Consider the following 18,350-nt stretch of genomic DNA (forward strand, 5'->3'; position numbering starts at 1 on the left):
GTCAGCGATCCTTCGGGTCGAGTGCGTCGCGCAGGCCATCGCCGATGAAGTTGAGCGAGAAGAGCGTTGCCACGAAGAAGATGGACGGGAAGATCAGAAGCCAGGGGGCCGACTGGATGTTGCTTGCCCCTTCCGAGATCAGCGCGCCCCAGCTCGTCAGCGGCGCCTGGACGCCCAGTCCGAGGAAGGAGAGGAAGCTTTCCAGAAGGATGACCTTCGGCACGACGACCGTGACGAAGACGATGACCGGGCCGATCGTGTTGGGGATGATGTGACGGCGGATGATCTGCCAGTCTGAGAGGCCGAGCGCCTGTGCGGCGCCGACGAATTCACGGCGTTTGAGCGCCAGTGTCTGGCCGCGCACGATGCGGGCCATGTCCAGCCATTCGACCGCGCCGATGACGAGGAAGATCAGGATGAAGGAGCGGCCGAAGAAGACGACGAGCACTACGACGAGGAAGACGAAGGGCAGCGAATAGAGGATCTCGACAAAGCGCATCATGACGTTGTCGACGCGGCCGCCGAGATAGCCGGATGTCGCGCCGTAGAGCACGCCTATGCCGAGCGAGACGAGGCTGGCGAGAAGGCCGACGGCGATCGAGATCTGGCCGCCGAGCATGACGCGGGCGAGCATGTCGCGGCCGTTCGGATCGGTGCCGAAGAAGAAGTATTCGCGGCTGACCTGGCCTTCGACCTTCAGCACGCGACCGTCGTTTTCGGTGGCGACGACTTGCGTGCCGTCGAACTCGTTGGCGCGGTCGAAATAGCGGGTGGCGCGCGGATCGATCGGATCGTCGGCGCTCAGCGTCGCGGTAAACGTCTGGCCCTCGACGTTGAATTCGTCGAGATTGACGCGGGCGCGGGTGGCCACGCCGCGCATGGCGCCTTCGAGCGAGGCTTCGTCGGGGCGTGCCTCAAGGCTCGGGCCCACCGTCACATAGGAGGAGTAGACCTGGTCATAGCTGTGCGGCACGAAGAACGGACCGATATAGGAAAACAGCGCGATGAAGGCCATCATGAAGCAGCCGGCCATCGCGGCCCGGTTGCGACGGAAGCGCATGGCGGCGAGCTGGAAGAGGCTGCGGCTTTTGGTTTCCGGTTGAGTTGGCCCGGTATTGGTTGCGATATCAGTCATGGCGGACCCTCGGATCGAGCAGGCCGTAGAGAAGATCGACCAGAAGATTGAAAACGATGACGAAGATGGCGATCAGCACGACCGTGCCCATGACCAGCGTATAGTCACGGTTCAATGCGCCGAGGACGAAATAGCGGCCGATGCCGGGAATGGTGAAGATCGTCTCGACCACGGCCGAACCGGTCATCAGCGCCGCGGCACAGGGGGCGAGATAGGAGACGACCGGCAGCATGGCGCCGCGCATGGCGTGGGTGACGACGACGATGCGCGCCGGCAGGCCATAGGCGCGGGCGGTGCGGATATGGTCGGCATGCAGCGCCTCGATCATCGAACCGCGGGTGAGGCGGGCGAAGACGGCCAGCTGCGGCAGCGCAAGCGCGATCATCGGCAGGAGCAGATAGGAGAAGGATCCGTCACCCCAGCCGCCGGCGGGCAGGAGCGAGAGGAGAATGGCGAAGACCAGCGTCAGCACCGGGCCGACGACGAAATTCGGAATGGTGGTGCCGACGGTGGCGAGCGACATGATGGAGAAGTCGAGCACGCTGTTCTGGCGCAATGCGGCGATCGTGCCCAGCGTGACGCCGCCAATCAGAGCCAGCAGCAGCGCATAGAAACCGAGCTCGATCGAATAGGGCAGGCCCTTGCCGATCAGTTCCGCAACCGTGTTGTCCTTGTAGATGTAGCTTGGGCCGAAATCACCCTGAACGGCATTGGTGATGTAGGTCACGTATTGCCGCCACAAGGGCTGGTCCAGCTGGTAGGTCCGCATGATGTTCTCCATCGTCGCGGGCGGGAGCGGACGTTCCAGGTTGAAGGGGCCGCCTGGAGCAAAGCGCATCAGGAAGAAGGAAATTGTGACGACGATAAACAGTGTCGGCACGGCGCTCGCAAGGCGGCGCAGGACAAAAGCCAGCATGTAGGGTGTCTCCTGCAAAACGGCGCCCGCGGGTGCGCGGGCGCCATCTCATCAAGTCGGATTATTCGGAAACGCTGAGGAAGCGGCTGAGGTGCTCGTTGGCCGCATTGTCCGCCCAGCCCGAAACGCGGTTGGAGACCAGCCACAGATCGGCTTGGGTCAGGAACGGGGCAACCGGCTGATCGCGCGACAGAAGCGCTTCGGCTTCATGCAGAAGCTTGGAGCGGGCTTCAGGGTTTTCTTCGGCATAGGACTTCTGCATCAGAGCGTCGAATTCCGGATTGTTGTATTTGCCGTAGTTGAAGGTCTTGTTGGTCGACAGGCTGAGCGCCAGGAAGTTTTCGGCGTCGGCATAGTCGGCCACCCAGCCGGCGCGGGCGACATTGAACTTGCCGCCTTCCTGCAGGTAGGCGTAATGCGACGAGACGTCGAGATTGGTCATCGTCACGTTGGCGCCGAAGGTGTTTTTCCACATGTCGGCGACGGCGGTGGCGACGCGCTCGTGGTTCGGGTTGGTGTTGTAGCGGATCTCGATATTGAGCGGCTTGCCGCCTTCACCGTAACCGGCTTCCTTCATCAGTTCGATCGCCTTGTCCTCGCGGTCGAGCTGGGACATGTCGGCAAACGAGGCCTTGGACGGTTCGCCATAGGTCGCCATGCCCGGCGGGACGATCGAGTAGGCCGGGATCTGCGAGCCGCTGTAGATTTCCTTTGCAAGGAAATCACGGTCGACGGCCATGGAAAGCGCGTTGCGGACGCGCACGTCGTCATAGGGGGCCTGGCTGCTGTCGAAGGCGTAGTAATAGGTGGCGAGCGTCGGGGAGACGCGGACCTGATCCTTATAGGCGGCGCGCAGGCGCTCCAGCTGGTCGGCCGAGAAGTTGAAGACGAGGTCCATTTCGTTGGCCTCGAAGCGGCGCACAGAAGCGGCCTGATCGTCGATCGGGTAGAAGATCACCTTGTCGAGCTTGGTGTTGGCTGCATCCCAGTGGTTTTCGTTCTTGACGACGACGAGGCTGTCGTTCGGGACGTGGCTTTCAAGCTTGAAGGCGCCGTTCGACACCATCGTGCCCGGCTTGACGAAATCCGCACCGTTCTTTTCGACGCTCGCCTTGGAAACCGGCAGGGCCGTCTGGTGGGCGAGCAGTTCGAGGAAGAAGGGGGTGGGGCGCTCGAGCGTGACTTCCAGCGTCTTGTCGTCGACGGCCTTGACGCCGAGCGTGGCGACCTCGGCCTTGCCGTTGTTGATCGCTTCGGCATTCTTGATCGGGTAGAGAATATTGGCGTATTTGGCCGCCGTCTTCGGATCTTCTACGCGCTTGAAGGAAAACTCGAAGTCCTGTGCAGTAACGGGCGTGCCGTCGGACCATTTCGCATTTTCGCGCAGCTTAAACGTGTAAGTCGTTCCGTCTTCCGACAGTGTCCAGCTTTCGGCAGCGCCCGGGATAATCTTGCCGGCGGCGTCGTAAATCGTCAGGCCTTCGTAGAGATCCTTCAGAATGAAGGCTTCGATATTGATCGACGTCTGTGCCTGATCGAGCGTCTGCGGCTCGCCGGCATTGCCGCGGTGGAGCACAGCCTCGGCAAAGGCAGGGGCTGCGGAGAAGAGAACGGAGCTCAGAAGAGCGGCCGCCGAGAGACGAAGAAGACGAGAAGACATAACCATTATCCTTTCCCAGTTTATCCGGTCAGTTGCAGGAATGAATGCCAGCATGGCCTGTAATGCAAGGGTTTTCTCGCATTTTCATTCCTGGCGCGCCATGTTGGCGTCATGTCGGATCGCAATGGTTGTATTTGGTCTTTCTGTTTGAGTCCGCTGTTCCGGCGTTCTTTCGAGGAGGCGAATGGAGGCCGGCGGCTGTTGAACCGACATCTTGCGCGCGGCAATGAAACTGCGGCGAATGTTGTTCTTCATGGCACACGCACGTGGCGCAATTTTGTTGCGTGGTGCCGGCTTTGATCCGGCTATGGCGCGGATCTCGCATTGCCACACGGATGCACGCAAGGCGAGTGTGCTCCGCCCGCCCGCGCCACTCTGGAACATGTGGATATCCCGTTCGCGACACGGGGTTTGGCGTGCGGAATGGCATGTCTGCTTGTTGGTCGAACAAGGCCGCAGTGATGACTGCGTGAGGGCCGCCACTTGACCTTGGCGGAGCGTTTTGCCTCATTATGGAAGATATTGGCGGTGCCATCCGCAGTGAGGCGGCAGGCGGCGCGCGTTTTCGGATGTGGGATCGATATTGGTTTTGAGATTTTTCCAGACCCTGTCCGCTGTTGGTATCCTGCTGGCGCTGCTTTTCTTCGCCGCGTCACTGACGCCGAGCCTGATGCCGCGGTCGTGGCTGGTGCAGGGGCTGTTGTCCGGCACGACGGCGGCAGTCGGCTATCTGATCGGCGTGGCCGTCGGCTGGCTGTGGCGCTATCTGGAGCTGCCGTGGCTGGAACGACAGGCGGTGCCCATCCGGGTGTTCACGCTGATCTCCGCCGTCATTATTGCCGCGGTCTTTCTCTGGCATGCGGTGGGTTGGCAGAATTCGATCCGTGTCCTGTGGCAGATGGAACCGGCCGACAGCGCCGATCCGTTCCGGCTGGCATTGACGGCCGCGGCGGTGTTTCTATTGCTCGTCGGGCTGGGGCGGCTCTTTCATCTGGCAGCGAGCCGTTTTTCCGACTTTCTCGACACCTATGTGCCGCGGCGTGTCTCCAACGTCATCGGTGCAGCGCTTGCTGTGGCGCTGTTCTGGCTGGCGGGCGAGGGGCTGGTGCTGAGGTTGGCGCTTGACGCAGCCGACAGCTCCTTCCAGAAGGCTGACGCGCTGCTCGATGCGGATATTCCCGCTCCGAGCGCGCCGGAAATGGAGGGTAGCCCCGCTTCGCTCGTCTCATGGGAGGGGCTTGGCCGGCAAGGACGCCATTACGTTGCCACCGGCCCGAAGGCCGACGCGATCGGTGCATTCTGGGGCGAGGCGGCGCAAAATCCGGTGCGCGTCTATGTCGGGCTCAACAATGCCGAGACGGTGGAGGCGCGCGCCGCACTAGCGCTGGCGGAGCTGAAACGGCAGGGCGGGTTCGAGCGCAAAGTGCTGGTGGTGATCGCGCCGACCGGCACGGGGTGGATCGACCCGGCAGCGGTCGACAGTCTCGAATACCTGCAGCGTGGCGACGTCGCCAGCGTGGCGCTGCAATACTCCTATCTGACGAGCTGGCTTTCGTTGCTGGTCGAGCCGGAAAACGGACTGGATGCGGCGCGCGCGCTGTTCCACGAGGTTTATTCCCACTGGAAGACGCTGCCGGAAGACGCGCGGCCGCGGCTTTATCTGCACGGGCTTAGTCTCGGGGCGCTGAATTCGCAGATGGCGACGGATATCTATGACGTGGTCGGCGATCCGTTCGACGGAGCGCTGTGGAGCGGGCCGCCGTTTCGCAGTGAACGCTGGAATGCGATCAAGGCGATGCGCGAGGTCGGCTCGCCGGCATGGCTGCCGCGTTTTCGCGACGGATCGGTGGTGCGGTTTTCAAATCAGGTAACGGATCCTTCGAACGGTTACGGCGCATGGGGGGCGATCCGGATCGTCTATCTGCAATATGCGAGCGACGCCGTGACCTTCTTCGAGCCATCATCCTTCTGGCGCGAACCCGAATGGCTGCAAGGCGAGCGTGGGCCGGATGTGTCGGCAAGCTTTACCTGGCTGCCGGTCATCAGCGGCTTGCAGCTTACCTTCGACATGATGATCGCCACATCTTCACCGATCGGCTACGGCCATGTCTACGCGCCGGAACATTACCTCGATGCGTGGATGGCGCTGATGGATGTGGAAGGGGTGACTGCAGAGCGGATGGGCGCGCTGAAAGCTCTGCTCCGTCAGGAGGTCAGCGAGGACTGATGGCATTTGCGAGCGGATGAGCGGGAACGTCCATGCGAGAGCAACGAGACGGACCGGGAGACGTGAGGCGGTGTCCCGGCAACCATCCCTCATCGCCGCGAGTTGGCCGTCTCCCGCAAGGAAGTGCGCAGGAGCAGAAATCGATCCGATTCCGTACGCTGTCAGATCGGAACGAAAAAGCTCGCCAAAAACGAAATCCGCCGAGTTCCAGCCGAACCTGTCTTGCGTGTGCATCGAAAACGCATGGGGCTTGGTCGGCGGAGGCTGCTTGGGCGTCCCATGCAAGGATCGGCACACCCTCTTTTCAGCAATGGTGCCATACTGTGAACGCCAATGCAGGGGCCGATAGCATTACGATGCCTCCATCATAATGCTTTGAAACGGCGCCCGGAAGGCGATCCCAGACGCCCGCTTTGCGAAAGCGGAAGACCCGATTTTACAGCGTGATGCGCAGGCCATAATGGTCAGTTACATCGCGCGGGGGCAACTCGGTTCGGAACCACCAGCAAGATGCCGCCGATTTGCTGGCGGTCATCAACCCGTTCAAATCCGAGGCGGTTGGACGGCCGCATCGGTTTGAATTGAACCCCAGGTTATGGAGAGGCCGCCTGGATCAGGCGGCCTTGGTCTCGGTGCCTGACTTCTGCATCAGATACGCGACCAGATCCTCGATCGTGATCACCAGCAGTCCATGTTCCTCGGCGAATTTCTCCAGCTCCGGAAGCCGGGCCATGGTTCCGTCGTCTTTGGCGATTTCGCATATGACGCCCGCCTGTCGCTTGCCAGCAAGACGGCAAAGATCGACGGCCGCTTCCGTGTGGCCCGGGCGGCCGAGGACACCCTCTGGGTTCGCGCGCAGCGGAAAGATGTGGCCGGGGCGGGCGAAGTCGTCCGGGCGGGCTTCAGGGGCGACGAGAGCCTTGACGGTTGCGGCGCGGTCAGCCGCCGAAATGCCGGTCGACGTGCCGGGGATGTAGTCGACGGAAACGGTGAAGGCCGTTTTCATCGATTCCGTGTTGTTCGGCACCATCAGCGGGATATCGAGCTCGTCGAGGCGATCCTGCTCCATGGCGACGCAGATCAGGCCGCGCGCCTTGTTCATCATGAACGCGATCTTTTCGGCCGTCGCATCTTCGGCTGCAAAGATCAGATCGCCTTCGTTCTCGCGGTTCTGATCGTCAACAGCCACCACCATCTCTCCACGAGCGATGGCGTCGATTGCATCTTCAATTCTGGAAATCGGCATTTACAAGTCTTTCAAGGGTTAAGCCGGTTAAGGCTGTTGCATCGGCTTTCACCGACAAAACTTTCCCTTGGGCGAACAAGCGCCACGGGCAGCCCGGTCAAGGGCCGCCGCGGGTTGGTCTCTTTCATCCGGACTATGACCGTCGGCTCCGGCATCTCACCGGATCTGCTGACCTTCCTTTTTAGGAAGCGCTCGCGGGCTCCGGGGAAATCCCGATACCGCCGGTGGGGAGTTACACCCCGCCCTGAGAACGAAGGAAATGTATTTCAATCCTTGCTGTAAATGCAACAGCTAAACATTCCCGAATAGTGCGGAATGCCAGATAAATGTTGCGGGTGCGAACGGTCCGGCGGTTTATTTTGCTATGAGAAGTTCAATGCCGCGCTTCTCGAATTCCTTGGCATCGCGATCGGAAATTCCGTCGTCGGTGATGAAGGAGTTGATCACATCCAGCGATCCGAGACGGGTGAAGGACGAGCGGTTGATCTTGGTGGAGTCTGCCACGAGATAGACATGCGCTGCCGCCTTGATCATCGCTTCCTTCAATTGCAGGTCGGCGAAACTCGGGTACGTGAGGCCCGCATCGAGTGCCACGCCGGCGGTGGCGAGAAACAGTTTTCCTGCAAAGATGTTGCGGAAATACTCGACCGACTTGTCGCCGGAAAGCGAGAGGGTCGGCGACTTGAACTGGCCGCCCGGCATGTGGACGGCAAACGTTGGCACCGATCCCAGGATCACGGCGATGTTGAGCGCGTTGGTGATCAATGTCAGGTCGCGGCGGTTGGTCAGGCGTGTGGCGATTTCCGTCGTCGTCGTTCCCGCATCGAGGATCAGCGTTTCGCCATCCCGAACAAGGCTTGCGGCAAGGGCGCCGATGCGGCGCTTCTTGTCCATGTTCTCCTGATGGTGGAGCGTCATGGTGCCGGATTGCGGTGCTACGGAATTGAGATAGGCGCCGCCATGCTCGCGGGTGATGAAGCCCTCGTTTTCCAGCCGTTCGAGATCCTGCCGGATCGTCGCTTCCGAGACGTGAAAGGCAGCGGCCAGCTCGCGGACGCGGGCCGAACCTTCCTCCTGAAGCCATTCGAGAATACGTCGACGTCGCGGCTCGGATAAAAGCCCGATCATCGATTCCGACGCATATAGCTCGTCTTTCGCTTCCATGTGGTCCTGCCTGATCCCGGAAATCGCAATCAATCGAAACCGATCGATTCTCCTTCCACCCTTACAGCATGCATTTGTGGCATCAAATGCTCAATTGGCATTCTGCTGCAACACGACGCGTGCCTGAAGTTTCTGTTGCAACTGGTCCACTACGACGGCCGCGATGATGACCAGACCCTTGATCACCGTCTGCCAGAATGAGGACACGCCCATCATGATCAATCCGTCCGCCAGGATGCCGATGACGAATGCGCCGACGATCGTACCGGCAATGCGGCCGCGGCCGCCCGACATGGAAGTGCCCCCGAGCACGGCTGCGGCAATGGCGTTCAATTCGAAGGTTTCGCCGGTCGCCGGATGGCTCGCCTGCAGCTGGGACGAGATGATCAGCCCGACGAGTGCGGCGCAAAGGCCCGAGAACATATAGACGAACAGCTTGATGCGATCGACGCGCACGCCGGAAAGGGCGGCCCCTCGTTCGTTGCCGCCGACCGCATAAATGTGCCGGCCCAGCGGCGTGCGGGTGGCGAGATAGGCCGCGATCAAGGCGACGACGACCATGATCCAGACCGAGATGGGAAGGCCCAGGAACGTGCCCGAGCCGATAATGCGGAACGTATCGGATCCGTATTCGGGACTGCCCGAAAGGTTCGGAAACGTGCGGCCTTCGGAAAATAGCAGGGCTGCGCCGCGGGCGACATAAAGCGTGCCGAGCGTGGCGATGAACGGGGCGACATTGAGCTTGGTTATCAATAACCCGTTTATCCAGCCTATGAAGATGCCGGCGACCATGACGATCAGGCAGATTTCGATCGTGTTGAACTGGATGCTGTAGGCAATGCCGATGAAGCCCAAGTCGATGCCGTAGAGCACCAGATAGCCGGCCACCATGGCGCACAGACCGACAATCGAGCCGACCGAAAGGTCGATGCCGCCGGCGATGATGACGAAGGTCATGCCGATCGCAAGCAGGGCGTTCAGTGCCACATGCTTGGAAATGATCACCATGTTGCCGGTCGACAGAAAGTTCGGGGCGGCAAAGGCGAAGAAGGCGAAGACCAGGATCAAGGCCACGAAGGTGCGCATGTGCAACAGCAGCAGCAGCGCCGATGTGCGGGATCGGTGGCCTCCGATGACGGTTTTGACGTTGCCTGCGGCGTCGATGCTGCTCATGATAGTTCAACCCTGTTGAGATTGGGCGTTGCCGCCGAGACGACGTCGGCTGCGTTGGCGCCGGCCGGAAATTGTCCGGTCAGCCGGCCGTTCGCCATGACGAGAATACGATCGGAGAGCGCGAGAACCTCTTCCAGATCAGACGTTACGAAAAGAATGCCCAGGCCATCTTCCGCGAGCTTGCGCATGGTGCGAAAAATTTCGGCCTTGGCGCCGATGTCGATGCCACGCGACGGCTCGTCCATCAAAAGGATCTTCGGCTTCGTCATCAGCGCCTTGCCGATGACGACCTTCTGCTGGTTGCCGCCGGACAGGCTGGAGACGGGGTGTTCGAGGCTGGCGATCTTGATCGCCATCCGCTTGACGAACTCCGCAGCCCTGGCGGCCTCCGCCTTGAGGCTCAGGTGAAAGCCTCGGGTGAAATCGGCGAGCGACGACATGGTCAGGTTTTCGCGGATCGTCATGATCTGCACCAGCCCGTCGCGCTTGCGGTCTTCCGGGATCAGCGCCAGGCCGCGGCGAATGCGTCCGGCGACGCTTTTCTCCTTCAACGGCTTGCCGCCGACGAAAAGCTTGCCGGAGGAGTTCGGATGCTGCGCCATGATGCATTCGAGCAGCTCGGAGCGCCCCGCACCCATCAGCCCATACAGGCCGACGATCTCGCCTTGCCGGATCGACAGGGACATGTGATCGACGGCATAGCCGCCGGCCGGGCTCGGCAGGCAGATGTTCTCCACCCGGAACACCTCGTCGCCCAGATCGTGCTCACCCGTCTTCGGGAACTCCTTCGAGGCGCTGCCGATCATGTTGGCGACGATCCAGGGAATGTCGACGCCCTGCATAGAGCGGGATCCAGTGATCACTCCGTCGCGCAATACGGTGATATAATCACCGATGCGGATAAGTTCTTCCAGCCGGTGCGAGATGTAGACGATGCCGACGCCTTGTTTTTTCAGGTCGCCGATGACACGGAAGAGGACTTCGACTTCGGTTGCCGAAAGCGCCGAGGTCGGCTCGTCAAGGATCAGGATACGGGCGTTCTCTGCCAGCGCCTTGGCGATTTCGACGATCTGCTGCTGGCCTATCCGCAGGTTTCCGAGTGGTGTGTCCGGCTCGATATCCTGCTCCAGCCGTTTCATCAGCGCGCGCGCCGCAGCGGTCTGCGCCTGCCTGTCGATATGGATGCCGCCGCGCGTCTTCTCGTGGCCGACAAAGATGTTTTCCGCCACGGTCAGGTTCGGAAACAGATTGAGCTCCTGAAACACGATGCCGACGCCATGTCGGGCGGCATCGGACTTGTCGGCAAACACCACCTCTTCGCCATCGAGTTCGATCGTGCCGCCATTCAGCTGTTCGACGCCGGCGATGATCTTCATCAGGGTCGATTTGCCGGCGCCGTTTTCGCCGACGAGCACGTTGACCGCGCCAAGTCGAAGGTCGAAATCGACGTTCTTCAGGGCCTGCGTGCCGGGATAGATCTTTGATCCGTTGCGGATTGTGAGGCCGATCGGGTGCGGCTCGCCTGCCGGTTGCCCGGTCAAATTTTGTCCCGTCATGGCGCCACCTCGATGGAGACGGGCATGACGAGCGGCTTTTCGCTGGCCGAGCGGATCACCACTGCGCCAAGGAAAGTGACGCGCTTGCCCTTCAGGCTCACGTCGGTGCCGGGAAGCTTTGATACCGCCTTGTCGTTCAACGCCCGGCCAAGCCGTGCGTATTCGATCTGATCGCGGAATGTGGAGAAATCATAGAGCGCGGTGGTGTCGCGAAGCGCCGTTCCCCTGATCACCGGTCCGAGCTGCAGCGTCGCATCGGCGGTACCGTCGCCATCGATATCGAATTCGGCAACCGCTGCCCTGGAGGCGCGGTTTTCGTCGATCACGGTGCCGGTTCCCTTGACCGGGAAATTCCAGCCGCCGCCGGCGCCGCCGACGCGTACCCCGTGCGCCTGGCCAGCCTTGTCCAGTCCGGCGCGGATTGCGTCGCGCAGGCTTGCCAGATCGACGGCCTTCTCGCTGAGCGCCGGCACAAGCTTGGCGTCGAATGTCGTGTCCACGAGCTCGGCGATCGGATCAGCAGACGTGCCGCCGGCCTCGCCTGTGTCGGTCTTGACCAGTTTGCAGCCGGAAAGGGACGCGGCAAGCACGCTTGCCACCAAAAGGGTGGTGATTTTCATCGGTATCCGCACTTTCTTGAAAGCCAGAACCACTCGGGAGACAAGGCCTCCCGAGTGGCGGTCGCGGTATCACTGTGCGAGCGCGAATGTCTCGAGCTTGCCCGCATTGTCGGCATTGATGAGAATGCAATCCATCAGCTGCTTCTCTTCAAGGCCGGTGGAGCCGGTCTTGATGAACTTGTCGGCCTGCTCGACGGCATTCTGTGCCTGCTGGTATGCGGGCTGCAGAACGGTCGCCTTGATGCCACCCTTCTTGATCGAGTCACGCACGTCGTTGGAGCCGTCGAAGCCGACGACGATCACATCCTTGCGGCCGGCTGCTTCCAGCGCGGCATAGGCGCCCATCGCCATCGTGTCATTGCCGGAGATCACGCCCTTGATGTCGGGATGCGCCTGCAGCATCGATTCCATCACCGTATAGGCTTCGGTCTGCGACCAGTTGGCGGTCTGCTTGGCCACCAGTTTCATCTCCGAATACTGGTCGATGACGTCGTGGTAGCCCTGCGAACGGATGCCGGCATTGGTGTCGGATTCCTTGCCGAGCAGCTCGGCATAGGTACCCTGCTCGCCCATCAGCTTGACGAACTCCTCCGCGCCGAGCTGGGCGCCCTGGTAGTTGTTCGACACGATCTGGGAGACGGCGACGCCTGTCGTGGTGATCTCGCGATCGATCAGGAAGGACGGAATGCCTTTGTCCTTGGCCTTCTGGACCGCCGCGACGGATGCATCCGCGCCGGCATTGTCGAGGATGATGGCCTTCACGCCGGCGGCGATCGCACTGTCGAACAGCTCGTTCTGCTTGTTGGCGTCGTCATCGTGGACGAGCACCATCGTCGCGTAGCCCAATTCCTTCGCTTTCGCCGCCGCGCCATCGGCCTCGGCTTTGAAGAAGGGGTTGTCGTGGCTCGGTGTAATGATTGCAATCGTGTCGGCGGCAAGTGCCGCACCGGACATCGCACCGGCAATACCGATGGCGACGACGGACATCAGAAGACGCTTCGTCAGTTTCATGAGGACCTCCCGTTGAGAAAACCACCCTCCAGTGGCTTATCGACGGCAACTATCGATCACTTTCGTTTGTTGTCAATATGTTTTTGAACGTGGCCGTTTCACAAGTCGATGACTGAACTTTCCTCCGGTTTATGCTGCGTTGCGGTATTTTCTTCGCGGTCGCAGCGACGATAAGGGCGAGAAAGCGCTTGAATGGCGCTGCGACTTATGGCACTTGTTCTGCGAAACGAAAGAGATCGAAAGTATTCAAAAGTTCATCTTGGTCTTTTGATGCTGGTCGCCACGTCTCGGGAGGAGCGGAGCGTGTCGGTTCGTTCGGGAGCTACGGTGTTCCTTGCCGGCGGGCTCGGTGATGTCGCCTGCATCCGCGGTCGTGACCTTGCCGTCTGCGAGCGGGTGCTTCCGAAAGGCAGAAGGAAAGCGTCGCTGCGGGCATGAACAGGCACCGCGCAGGATATTCGCATATCAGGAGGAAACCAATGGCTAAACAACTTTTCGGCGCCGGCATCTGGCACTTCGCCACCTATCTCGACCGCTATGCAACCGATGGCTACGGTACGCCGCGCAGCGTCATAGAGGCGATCGATCTGGCAGGTCAGGTCAAGGATCTGTCGGTCGTCGACATCAACTATCCCTTCTTCGGTGGTGACTTTTCCAACGCTCAGGTGAAGGCGGCTCTGGATCGGAACAATCTCGGCGTCATCGGCATCACGCCGGAAATCTACACCCGCGAATTCGTCAAGGGCTCGTTCACCAATCCGGATGCGGGCGTGCGTCGCCGTACCCATGAACTGGTGACGGAAGCCTGCGATCAGGTCCGCTATTTCGGCGCGGATTATGTCAAGCTGTGGCCGGGGCAGGATGGCTGGGACTATCCGTTCCAGGTCGATTACGGCACGCTCTGGAAGCATTCGCTCGATGGCGTCGGCCAGCTCGCCAGCGAAAATCCCGATCTGAAATTCGTCATCGAATACAAGCCGCGCGAGCCGCGCGTGCGCATGAGCTTCGGCTCGGTCGCCCGCACCCTGCTTGGAATTGAGAAGATCGGCCTGCCGAATGTTGGCATCCTGCTCGACTTCGGCCACGCCATCATGGGCGGTGAATCCGCTGCCGACAGTGCCCAGCTGGCGATCGATTACGGCCGCCTGTTCGGCATGGATGTCAACGATAACTACCGATCCTGGGATGACGATCTCGTCGCCGGCAGCCTGCATCCGATCGAACTCTTCGAGTTCTTCTACACGCTTCGCAAGAACAAGTGGGAAGGCGTGTGGCAGCTCGACCAGTTCCCCTTCCGTGAAGACAGCATCGCCACCGCCAATCACGCGATCGATTTCCTCAAGGCTGCCGAAAAGGGGCTCGATGCGCTGGATGTCGAAGCGTTGACGGAGGCGCAGAGCCGTCATGATGCGATCGGCGCGCTGAAGATCGCACAGAAGGCCCTGTTCGGCGCCATGTGAGGCTCCGGCGCGGCAATAGCCAGCTTTGGCAATGAAAGGCCATGACAATGTTGAAGAATGATATCGTCGAAACGATCAGCGAGAAGGCGCTGTGGATGCGCCGCAGGGCCTTTACCATGGTCTTCAATGCGCAGCTCGGTCATCCGGGTGGGGATTTTTCGGCGATCGACATCATCGCGACGCTCTATTTCGGCGTGATGCGCTACGATCCGAAGAAGCCCGATATGGCCGATCGCGATCGCTTCATCATGTCCAAGGGCCATGCCACCGGGGCGCTCTACACGGCGCTCTGTGCCGCCGGCTACTATCCCGAAGACTGGCTCGCCACCTATATGCAGCCGAAGTCGATGCTGAACGGACATCCGAACCGCAATTATCTTCCCGGCGTTGAGACCAATACCGGACCGCTCGGCCACGGCATGCCGGTCGGTCTCGGTATTGCCATCGCCGGCCAGCTGACGGGGAGCGATTATCGAACCTTCGTTCTGACCGGCGACGGCGAGCTGCAGGAAGGCTCCAACTGGGAGGCGGCGATGACGGCCGGCAATCGCCGTCTCGGGAAATTCACCCTGATCGTCGACCGCAATCGGCTGCAGCAGGGCATGGGCACGGAAGAGACCAATGGCCTCGATCCGCTCGACGACAAGTTCCGCGCCTTCGGCTGGGATGTCGAAGTAGTAGACGGCCATGACGTTTCGGCTCTTGTAACCGTGCTGTCGGAGCCGCCGGGCGGACGCTCGAAACCGCTTTGCGTCATCGCCAACACTGTCAAGGGCAAGGGCGTGTCCTTCATGGAGAACAAGGCCTCCTGGCACCATGGCGTGCCGAATGCCGAACAATACGATACCGCCATGGAGGAACTGGTCTGATGGCTGCTCCCGCTGCAAAACAGGAAGGTTTCCACGACTGCCGCGACGCCTGGGCGCGCGCGATCGAGGCGCTTGCCGAGGATGACCCGCGCATCGTCGCCGTCGTTAATGATTCCGTCGGTTCCTCCAAGCTCGGCGGCTTCCAGAAGAAGTTTCCCGATCGCCTCGTCAATGTCGGCATCGCCGAGCAGAACATGGTCGGCGTCGGCGCAGGCCTTGCCAATGGCGGCCGCATTCCCTTCGTCTCGGCCGCATCCTGCTTTCTCACAGGCCGTGCGCTGGAACAGGTGAAGGCGGATATCGCCTATGCCAATTTCAACGTGAAGCTCGTCGGCCAATCCTCCGGTGTCGCCTATGGCGAACTCGGCCCGACCCATCACTCAATCGAGGATTTCGCCTGGCTGCGGCCGCTGAGCAATATCAAGGTCGTCGCGCCGGCGGATGCCTGGGAAACGGCCGAGGCGGTCAAATGGGCCGCAGCCTATGACGGCCCGGTCTATATTCGCCTGAGCCGCATGCCGGTGCCGGATCTCGCCATCGAAAACCGCAGGTTCCAGCCGGGCAAGGCAGAGCTTGTCCGCGAAGGGGGCGATGTGACGCTGATTGCCTGCGGCACCATGGTTCACCTGGCGGCGCAGGCGGCACGCGAACTCGAGGCCGGGGGCATCTCGGCCCGCGTTCTCAACATGGCGACGATAAATCCGATCGATGAGGCGGCGATCTCGCTTGCCGCCAGCGAGACCGGCGCGATCGTCACGATCGAGGAGGCCAATATCCATGGCGGCCTCGGCGGGGCGGTGGCGGAGCACACCTCGGCGACCACGCCTGTGCCTGTGGAACGCATGGGCTTTCCGGGCTTCGTCCCGACCGGCTCCGTCGAGTGGCTGTTCGATCATTTCGGTCTCACCTCCGCCGGTATCGCAAGAACGGCGCGCAAGGCGATCGGGCGCAAGCGCGGATGACGGGTACTCGGGGAGGAGGAGCCGTCATTGCCATCGACCAGGGGACGACCAATACCAAGGCGATCCTGGTCGCGGCCTCGGGCGAGATCATCGCCAAGGCGTCGGCGCCGTTGAAATCGAACTATCCCCGGCCAGGCTGGGCCGAGCAGTCGGCGGACGCTATCTGGGAAAGCGTCCAGTCCGTCATTGCAGAGATCGCAAGAGGTCGGGAGCAGGATATTGCGGGGCTGGCGATCGCCAACCAGCGCGAGACGCTCGTCGTCTGGGACGCAGAGACAGGAGCGCCGATCGCGCCTGCGATCCTGTGGCAATGCCGGCGCACCGCCAAGGCCTGCGAGGCGATGATTGCTGCGGGTGCCGATCCCCAGGTCGTCGAAGCAACCGGGCTTTCCATAAATGCACTTTTTCCCGCATCCAAGCTTGCCTGGGTCATGGCAAACGTACCGCAAGCCACTAAGCTCGCATCAGAAGGCCGGCTGCGGGCAGGCACGGTGGATAGCTGGCTGCTTTACAAGCTGACCGGGGGCCGTGTTTTCGCAACCGACCATTCCAATGCGTCGCGCACGCAGCTTTTCAACACCGAGACGCTGCGATGGGATGATGCGCTCTGCGCTCTCTTCGGCGTGCCGTCATCCGCTCTGCCGGACGTGCGCGCCTCCAGCAGCCGCTTCGGCGAGGTTGCTTCAGGAACGACCGCGCTTGCCGCCGGTGTGCCGATCCTTGCGATGATGGGCGATAGCCATGCAGCGCTTTACGGTCACGGCGTGCGTGCGCCGGGGCTGGTGAAGGCGACCTATGGCACGGGGTCTTCGCTGATGACGCTCACGCCGCAGCGGGTTCTTTCGCGCAACGGTCTCTCCAGCACGATCGCCTGGAGCGACGAAGGCGGGGTGGCTTATGCGCTTGAGGGCAATATCACGGTTTCCGCCCAGGCCGCCGCGTTCGCGGCCGAGATACTCGGCTTGGGCGATGTGGGCGCTTTGTCCGCACTGGCGCAGACCGTATCCGATAGCGGCGGCGTTACGTTCGTGCCGGCCCTTGCCGGTCTCGGCGCACCGCACTGGAACGACAATGTGACGGGCACGATCTCGGGCATGACGCTGGCCACCACCCGCGCCCACATCGCCCGCGCGACGCTTGAGGCGATCGTGCTGCAGATCACCGATGTGTTCAGCGCCATGGAGAAGGATATCGACGGTACGCTGCAAGGCCTGCTGGCGGATGGCGGTGCGTCATCCAACGATGCGCTCATGCAGTTGCAGGCCGACATTCTCGATCGTCCGGTGAGCCGCAGCGGTCAGGCGGAAGTCGGGGCAATCGGGGTGGCTGCCATGGCACGCCAAAGCCTGCATGGTCCGGTATCGCTCATCGACGGATCACGAGCGAAATTCGAGCCTGCCGGTCATGCGTCGACCGAGGCCTGGCGCTCGGATGTGACACGCAACTGGCACGCCCTGCTGGCGCGCCTGACTGCGGATTGAAAGACAACATACGGCCCCGGCGGAGGAGCCGTGGCCTGAAGGGAGGACGTCTCATGGGATCAGCAATCAGGCCGCTCGTTGCCGGCAACTGGAAGATGAACGGCATGCGCGACAGTCTTGCGCGGATACAGGAAGTGGCGGCCAGCCGGGTCCTTGCAAGGGAAAGCGTCGAGGCGCTGATCTGCGTTCCCGCGACGCTCATTCATTCCGCGGCCACGATGACTGCCGGATCGCCATTGCGGATCGGCGCGCAGAACTGCCATCATGAAGAGGAGGGCGCCTTCACCGGAGATATTTCGGCGGCCATGATCGCCGACAGCCTCGGCAGTCACGCCATTGTCGGGCACTCGGAGCGACGGCTTGGGTATCGGGAATGCGACGCGACTGTGCGTGCCAAGGCGATTGCCGCGCACAAGGCGGGACTCACCGCGATCATCTGTATCGGAGAGACGGAAGAAGAGCGTGCAGGGCAGCTTACGCTCGATGTGCTCGGTCGCCAGCTGGCCGGATCGTTGCCCGACGGCGCCAGTTCTGCGGACATGATCATCGCCTACGAACCTGTCTGGGCAATCGGCACGGGCCGTGTGCCGTCAATCACGGATATTGCGACAACCCACGCATTCATTCGCTCCGAACTTTCCGCTCGCTTCAACGGCGATGGTGGTCGTATCCGCATACTCTATGGCGGCTCGGTCAAGCCCTCCAACGCAGCGGAAATTCTCGAGATAGACCATGTGAACGGGGCGTTGGTCGGTGGCGCGAGCCTGAAGGTCGAAGACTATCTGGCCATTTGTGCCGCCGCTTGAATAGAGGCCGCCGGAGGATGGTAGCCTTCCGACTGCTTCTGCGGGCATTGGAGGGTGATGAAGT

At 61.5% G+C, this 18,350-nt stretch carries 17 protein-coding genes and 1 riboswitch; of the genes, 7 read left to right on the forward strand and 10 right to left on the reverse strand.

What is annotated here, in order from left to right:
* Nucleotide 1 precedes the first annotated feature (1 nt).
* The 4 genes from AC0JZ4_RS20045 to AC0JZ4_RS20060 all read right to left on the reverse strand — a co-directional run bounded on the left by AC0JZ4_RS20045 (nt 2) and on the right by AC0JZ4_RS20060 (nt 4,095).
* Nucleotides 2-1,135, reverse strand: a complete 1,134-nt coding sequence (locus AC0JZ4_RS20045) for an ABC transporter permease (protein ID WP_471888260.1) — start codon at nt 1,133-1,135, stop codon at nt 2-4.
* Nucleotides 1,128-2,051 (reverse strand): oligopeptide ABC transporter permease OppB, encoded by a 924-nt coding sequence (gene oppB, locus AC0JZ4_RS20050; protein WP_471888261.1) that lies wholly within the window; start codon nt 2,049-2,051, stop codon nt 1,128-1,130. Before oppB ends, AC0JZ4_RS20045 begins: the two co-directional genes overlap by 8 nt.
* A 61-nt stretch (nt 2,052-2,112) precedes the next feature.
* Nucleotides 2,113-3,711, reverse strand: a complete 1,599-nt coding sequence (locus tag AC0JZ4_RS20055; protein ID WP_471888262.1) for a peptide ABC transporter substrate-binding protein — start codon at nt 3,709-3,711, stop codon at nt 2,113-2,115.
* An 84-nt stretch (nt 3,712-3,795) separates the two neighbouring features.
* Nucleotides 3,796-4,095: a hypothetical protein gene (locus AC0JZ4_RS20060; protein ID WP_471888263.1), complete on the reverse strand. Its 300-nt coding sequence runs from the start codon at nt 4,093-4,095 to the stop codon at nt 3,796-3,798.
* 199 nt (nt 4,096-4,294) lie between these two features.
* On the opposite strand from AC0JZ4_RS20060, the gene AC0JZ4_RS20065 reads away from it, so the two are divergent.
* Nucleotides 4,295-5,938, forward strand: a complete 1,644-nt coding sequence (locus tag AC0JZ4_RS20065; protein ID WP_471888264.1) for an alpha/beta hydrolase — start codon at nt 4,295-4,297, stop codon at nt 5,936-5,938.
* 613 nt (nt 5,939-6,551) lie between these two features.
* Here the strand turns inward: AC0JZ4_RS20065 and ribB are convergent.
* From ribB to AC0JZ4_RS20095, 6 genes are all read right to left on the reverse strand, one after another.
* A complete protein-coding gene (ribB, locus tag AC0JZ4_RS20070; protein ID WP_471888265.1) occupies nt 6,552-7,184 on the reverse strand; it encodes a 3,4-dihydroxy-2-butanone-4-phosphate synthase in 633 nt (210 codons plus the stop codon).
* Between the two features lie 112 nt (nt 7,185-7,296).
* Nucleotides 7,297-7,440, reverse strand: a riboswitch (FMN riboswitch).
* Nucleotides 7,441-7,538: 98 nt separating this feature from the next.
* A complete protein-coding gene (locus tag AC0JZ4_RS20075) occupies nt 7,539-8,348 on the reverse strand; it encodes a DeoR/GlpR family DNA-binding transcription regulator (RefSeq protein ID WP_471888266.1) in 810 nt (269 codons plus the stop codon).
* 90 nt (nt 8,349-8,438) lie between these two features.
* Nucleotides 8,439-9,521 (reverse strand): ABC transporter permease, encoded by a 1,083-nt coding sequence (locus AC0JZ4_RS20080; protein WP_471888267.1) that lies wholly within the window; start codon nt 9,519-9,521, stop codon nt 8,439-8,441.
* Nucleotides 9,518-11,077 (reverse strand): sugar ABC transporter ATP-binding protein, encoded by a 1,560-nt coding sequence (locus AC0JZ4_RS20085; protein ID WP_471888268.1) that lies wholly within the window; start codon nt 11,075-11,077, stop codon nt 9,518-9,520. Before AC0JZ4_RS20085 ends, AC0JZ4_RS20080 begins: the two co-directional genes overlap by 4 nt.
* A complete protein-coding gene (locus AC0JZ4_RS20090) occupies nt 11,074-11,697 on the reverse strand; it encodes a DUF2291 family protein (protein WP_471888269.1) in 624 nt (207 codons plus the stop codon). The genes AC0JZ4_RS20085 and AC0JZ4_RS20090 overlap by 4 nt, the downstream gene beginning before the upstream one ends.
* Nucleotides 11,698-11,766: 69 nt before the next feature.
* The gene (locus tag AC0JZ4_RS20095) at nt 11,767-12,708 is read right to left on the reverse strand and encodes a substrate-binding domain-containing protein (protein ID WP_471888270.1); all 942 of its coding nucleotides are present in this window, start codon (nt 12,706-12,708) and stop codon (nt 11,767-11,769) included.
* 303 nt (nt 12,709-13,011) lie between these two features.
* Here AC0JZ4_RS20095 and AC0JZ4_RS20100 point away from each other — a divergent pair, with 303 nt between their 5' ends.
* Genes AC0JZ4_RS20100 through tpiA form a run of 6 tightly spaced genes read left to right on the forward strand, consistent with a single transcriptional unit; the run spans nt 13,012 to nt 18,286 of the window.
* A complete protein-coding gene (locus tag AC0JZ4_RS20100) occupies nt 13,012-13,146 on the forward strand; it encodes a hypothetical protein (RefSeq protein ID WP_471888271.1) in 135 nt (44 codons plus the stop codon).
* Between the two features lie 41 nt (nt 13,147-13,187).
* Entirely contained in the window at nt 13,188-14,168 is a 981-nt protein-coding gene (locus AC0JZ4_RS20105; RefSeq protein ID WP_471888272.1) for a sugar phosphate isomerase/epimerase family protein, read from the forward strand.
* A gap of 41 nt (nt 14,169-14,209) precedes the next feature.
* Entirely contained in the window at nt 14,210-15,037 is an 828-nt protein-coding gene (locus AC0JZ4_RS20110; RefSeq protein ID WP_471888273.1) for a transketolase, read from the forward strand.
* Nucleotides 15,037-15,999 (forward strand): transketolase family protein, encoded by a 963-nt coding sequence (locus tag AC0JZ4_RS20115; RefSeq protein ID WP_471888274.1) that lies wholly within the window; start codon nt 15,037-15,039, stop codon nt 15,997-15,999. The genes AC0JZ4_RS20110 and AC0JZ4_RS20115 overlap by 1 nt, the downstream gene beginning before the upstream one ends.
* Nucleotides 15,996-17,480, forward strand: a complete 1,485-nt coding sequence (locus AC0JZ4_RS20120) for an FGGY-family carbohydrate kinase (RefSeq protein ID WP_471888275.1) — start codon at nt 15,996-15,998, stop codon at nt 17,478-17,480. Before AC0JZ4_RS20115 ends, AC0JZ4_RS20120 begins: the two co-directional genes overlap by 4 nt.
* Before the next feature lie 53 nt (nt 17,481-17,533).
* Nucleotides 17,534-18,286: a triose-phosphate isomerase gene (tpiA, locus tag AC0JZ4_RS20125; protein WP_471888276.1), complete on the forward strand. Its 753-nt coding sequence runs from the start codon at nt 17,534-17,536 to the stop codon at nt 18,284-18,286.
* Nucleotides 18,287-18,350: the final 64 nt, after the last annotated feature.

Source organism: [Rhizobium] kunmingense, from assembly GCF_977018605.1.

What these genes read in the sequence shown, in the direction of transcription:
- AC0JZ4_RS20075 (WP_471888266.1), bottom strand. Translation starts at nt 8,348, where the DNA reads ATGGAAGCGAAAGACGAGCTATATGCGTCGGAATCGATGATCGGGCTT.
- AC0JZ4_RS20090 (WP_471888269.1), bottom strand. Translation starts at nt 11,697, where the DNA reads ATGAAAATCACCACCCTTTTGGTGGCAAGCGTGCTTGCCGCGTCCCTT.
- AC0JZ4_RS20060 (WP_471888263.1), bottom strand. Translation starts at nt 4,095, where the DNA reads ATGTTCCAGAGTGGCGCGGGCGGGCGGAGCACACTCGCCTTGCGTGCA.
- oppB (WP_471888261.1), bottom strand. Translation starts at nt 2,051, where the DNA reads ATGCTGGCTTTTGTCCTGCGCCGCCTTGCGAGCGCCGTGCCGACACTG.
- AC0JZ4_RS20105 (WP_471888272.1), top strand. Translation starts at nt 13,188, where the DNA reads ATGGCTAAACAACTTTTCGGCGCCGGCATCTGGCACTTCGCCACCTAT.
- AC0JZ4_RS20110 (WP_471888273.1), top strand. Translation starts at nt 14,210, where the DNA reads ATGACAATGTTGAAGAATGATATCGTCGAAACGATCAGCGAGAAGGCG.
- AC0JZ4_RS20080 (WP_471888267.1), bottom strand. Translation starts at nt 9,521, where the DNA reads ATGAGCAGCATCGACGCCGCAGGCAACGTCAAAACCGTCATCGGAGGC.
- AC0JZ4_RS20115 (WP_471888274.1), top strand. Translation starts at nt 15,037, where the DNA reads ATGGCTGCTCCCGCTGCAAAACAGGAAGGTTTCCACGACTGCCGCGAC.
- AC0JZ4_RS20055 (WP_471888262.1), bottom strand. Translation starts at nt 3,711, where the DNA reads ATGTCTTCTCGTCTTCTTCGTCTCTCGGCGGCCGCTCTTCTGAGCTCC.
- AC0JZ4_RS20120 (WP_471888275.1), top strand. Translation starts at nt 15,996, where the DNA reads ATGACGGGTACTCGGGGAGGAGGAGCCGTCATTGCCATCGACCAGGGG.
- AC0JZ4_RS20095 (WP_471888270.1), bottom strand. Translation starts at nt 12,708, where the DNA reads ATGAAACTGACGAAGCGTCTTCTGATGTCCGTCGTCGCCATCGGTATT.
- tpiA (WP_471888276.1), top strand. Translation starts at nt 17,534, where the DNA reads ATGGGATCAGCAATCAGGCCGCTCGTTGCCGGCAACTGGAAGATGAAC.
- ribB (WP_471888265.1), bottom strand. Translation starts at nt 7,184, where the DNA reads ATGCCGATTTCCAGAATTGAAGATGCAATCGACGCCATCGCTCGTGGA.
- AC0JZ4_RS20045 (WP_471888260.1), bottom strand. Translation starts at nt 1,135, where the DNA reads ATGACTGATATCGCAACCAATACCGGGCCAACTCAACCGGAAACCAAA.
- AC0JZ4_RS20085 (WP_471888268.1), bottom strand. Translation starts at nt 11,077, where the DNA reads ATGACGGGACAAAATTTGACCGGGCAACCGGCAGGCGAGCCGCACCCG.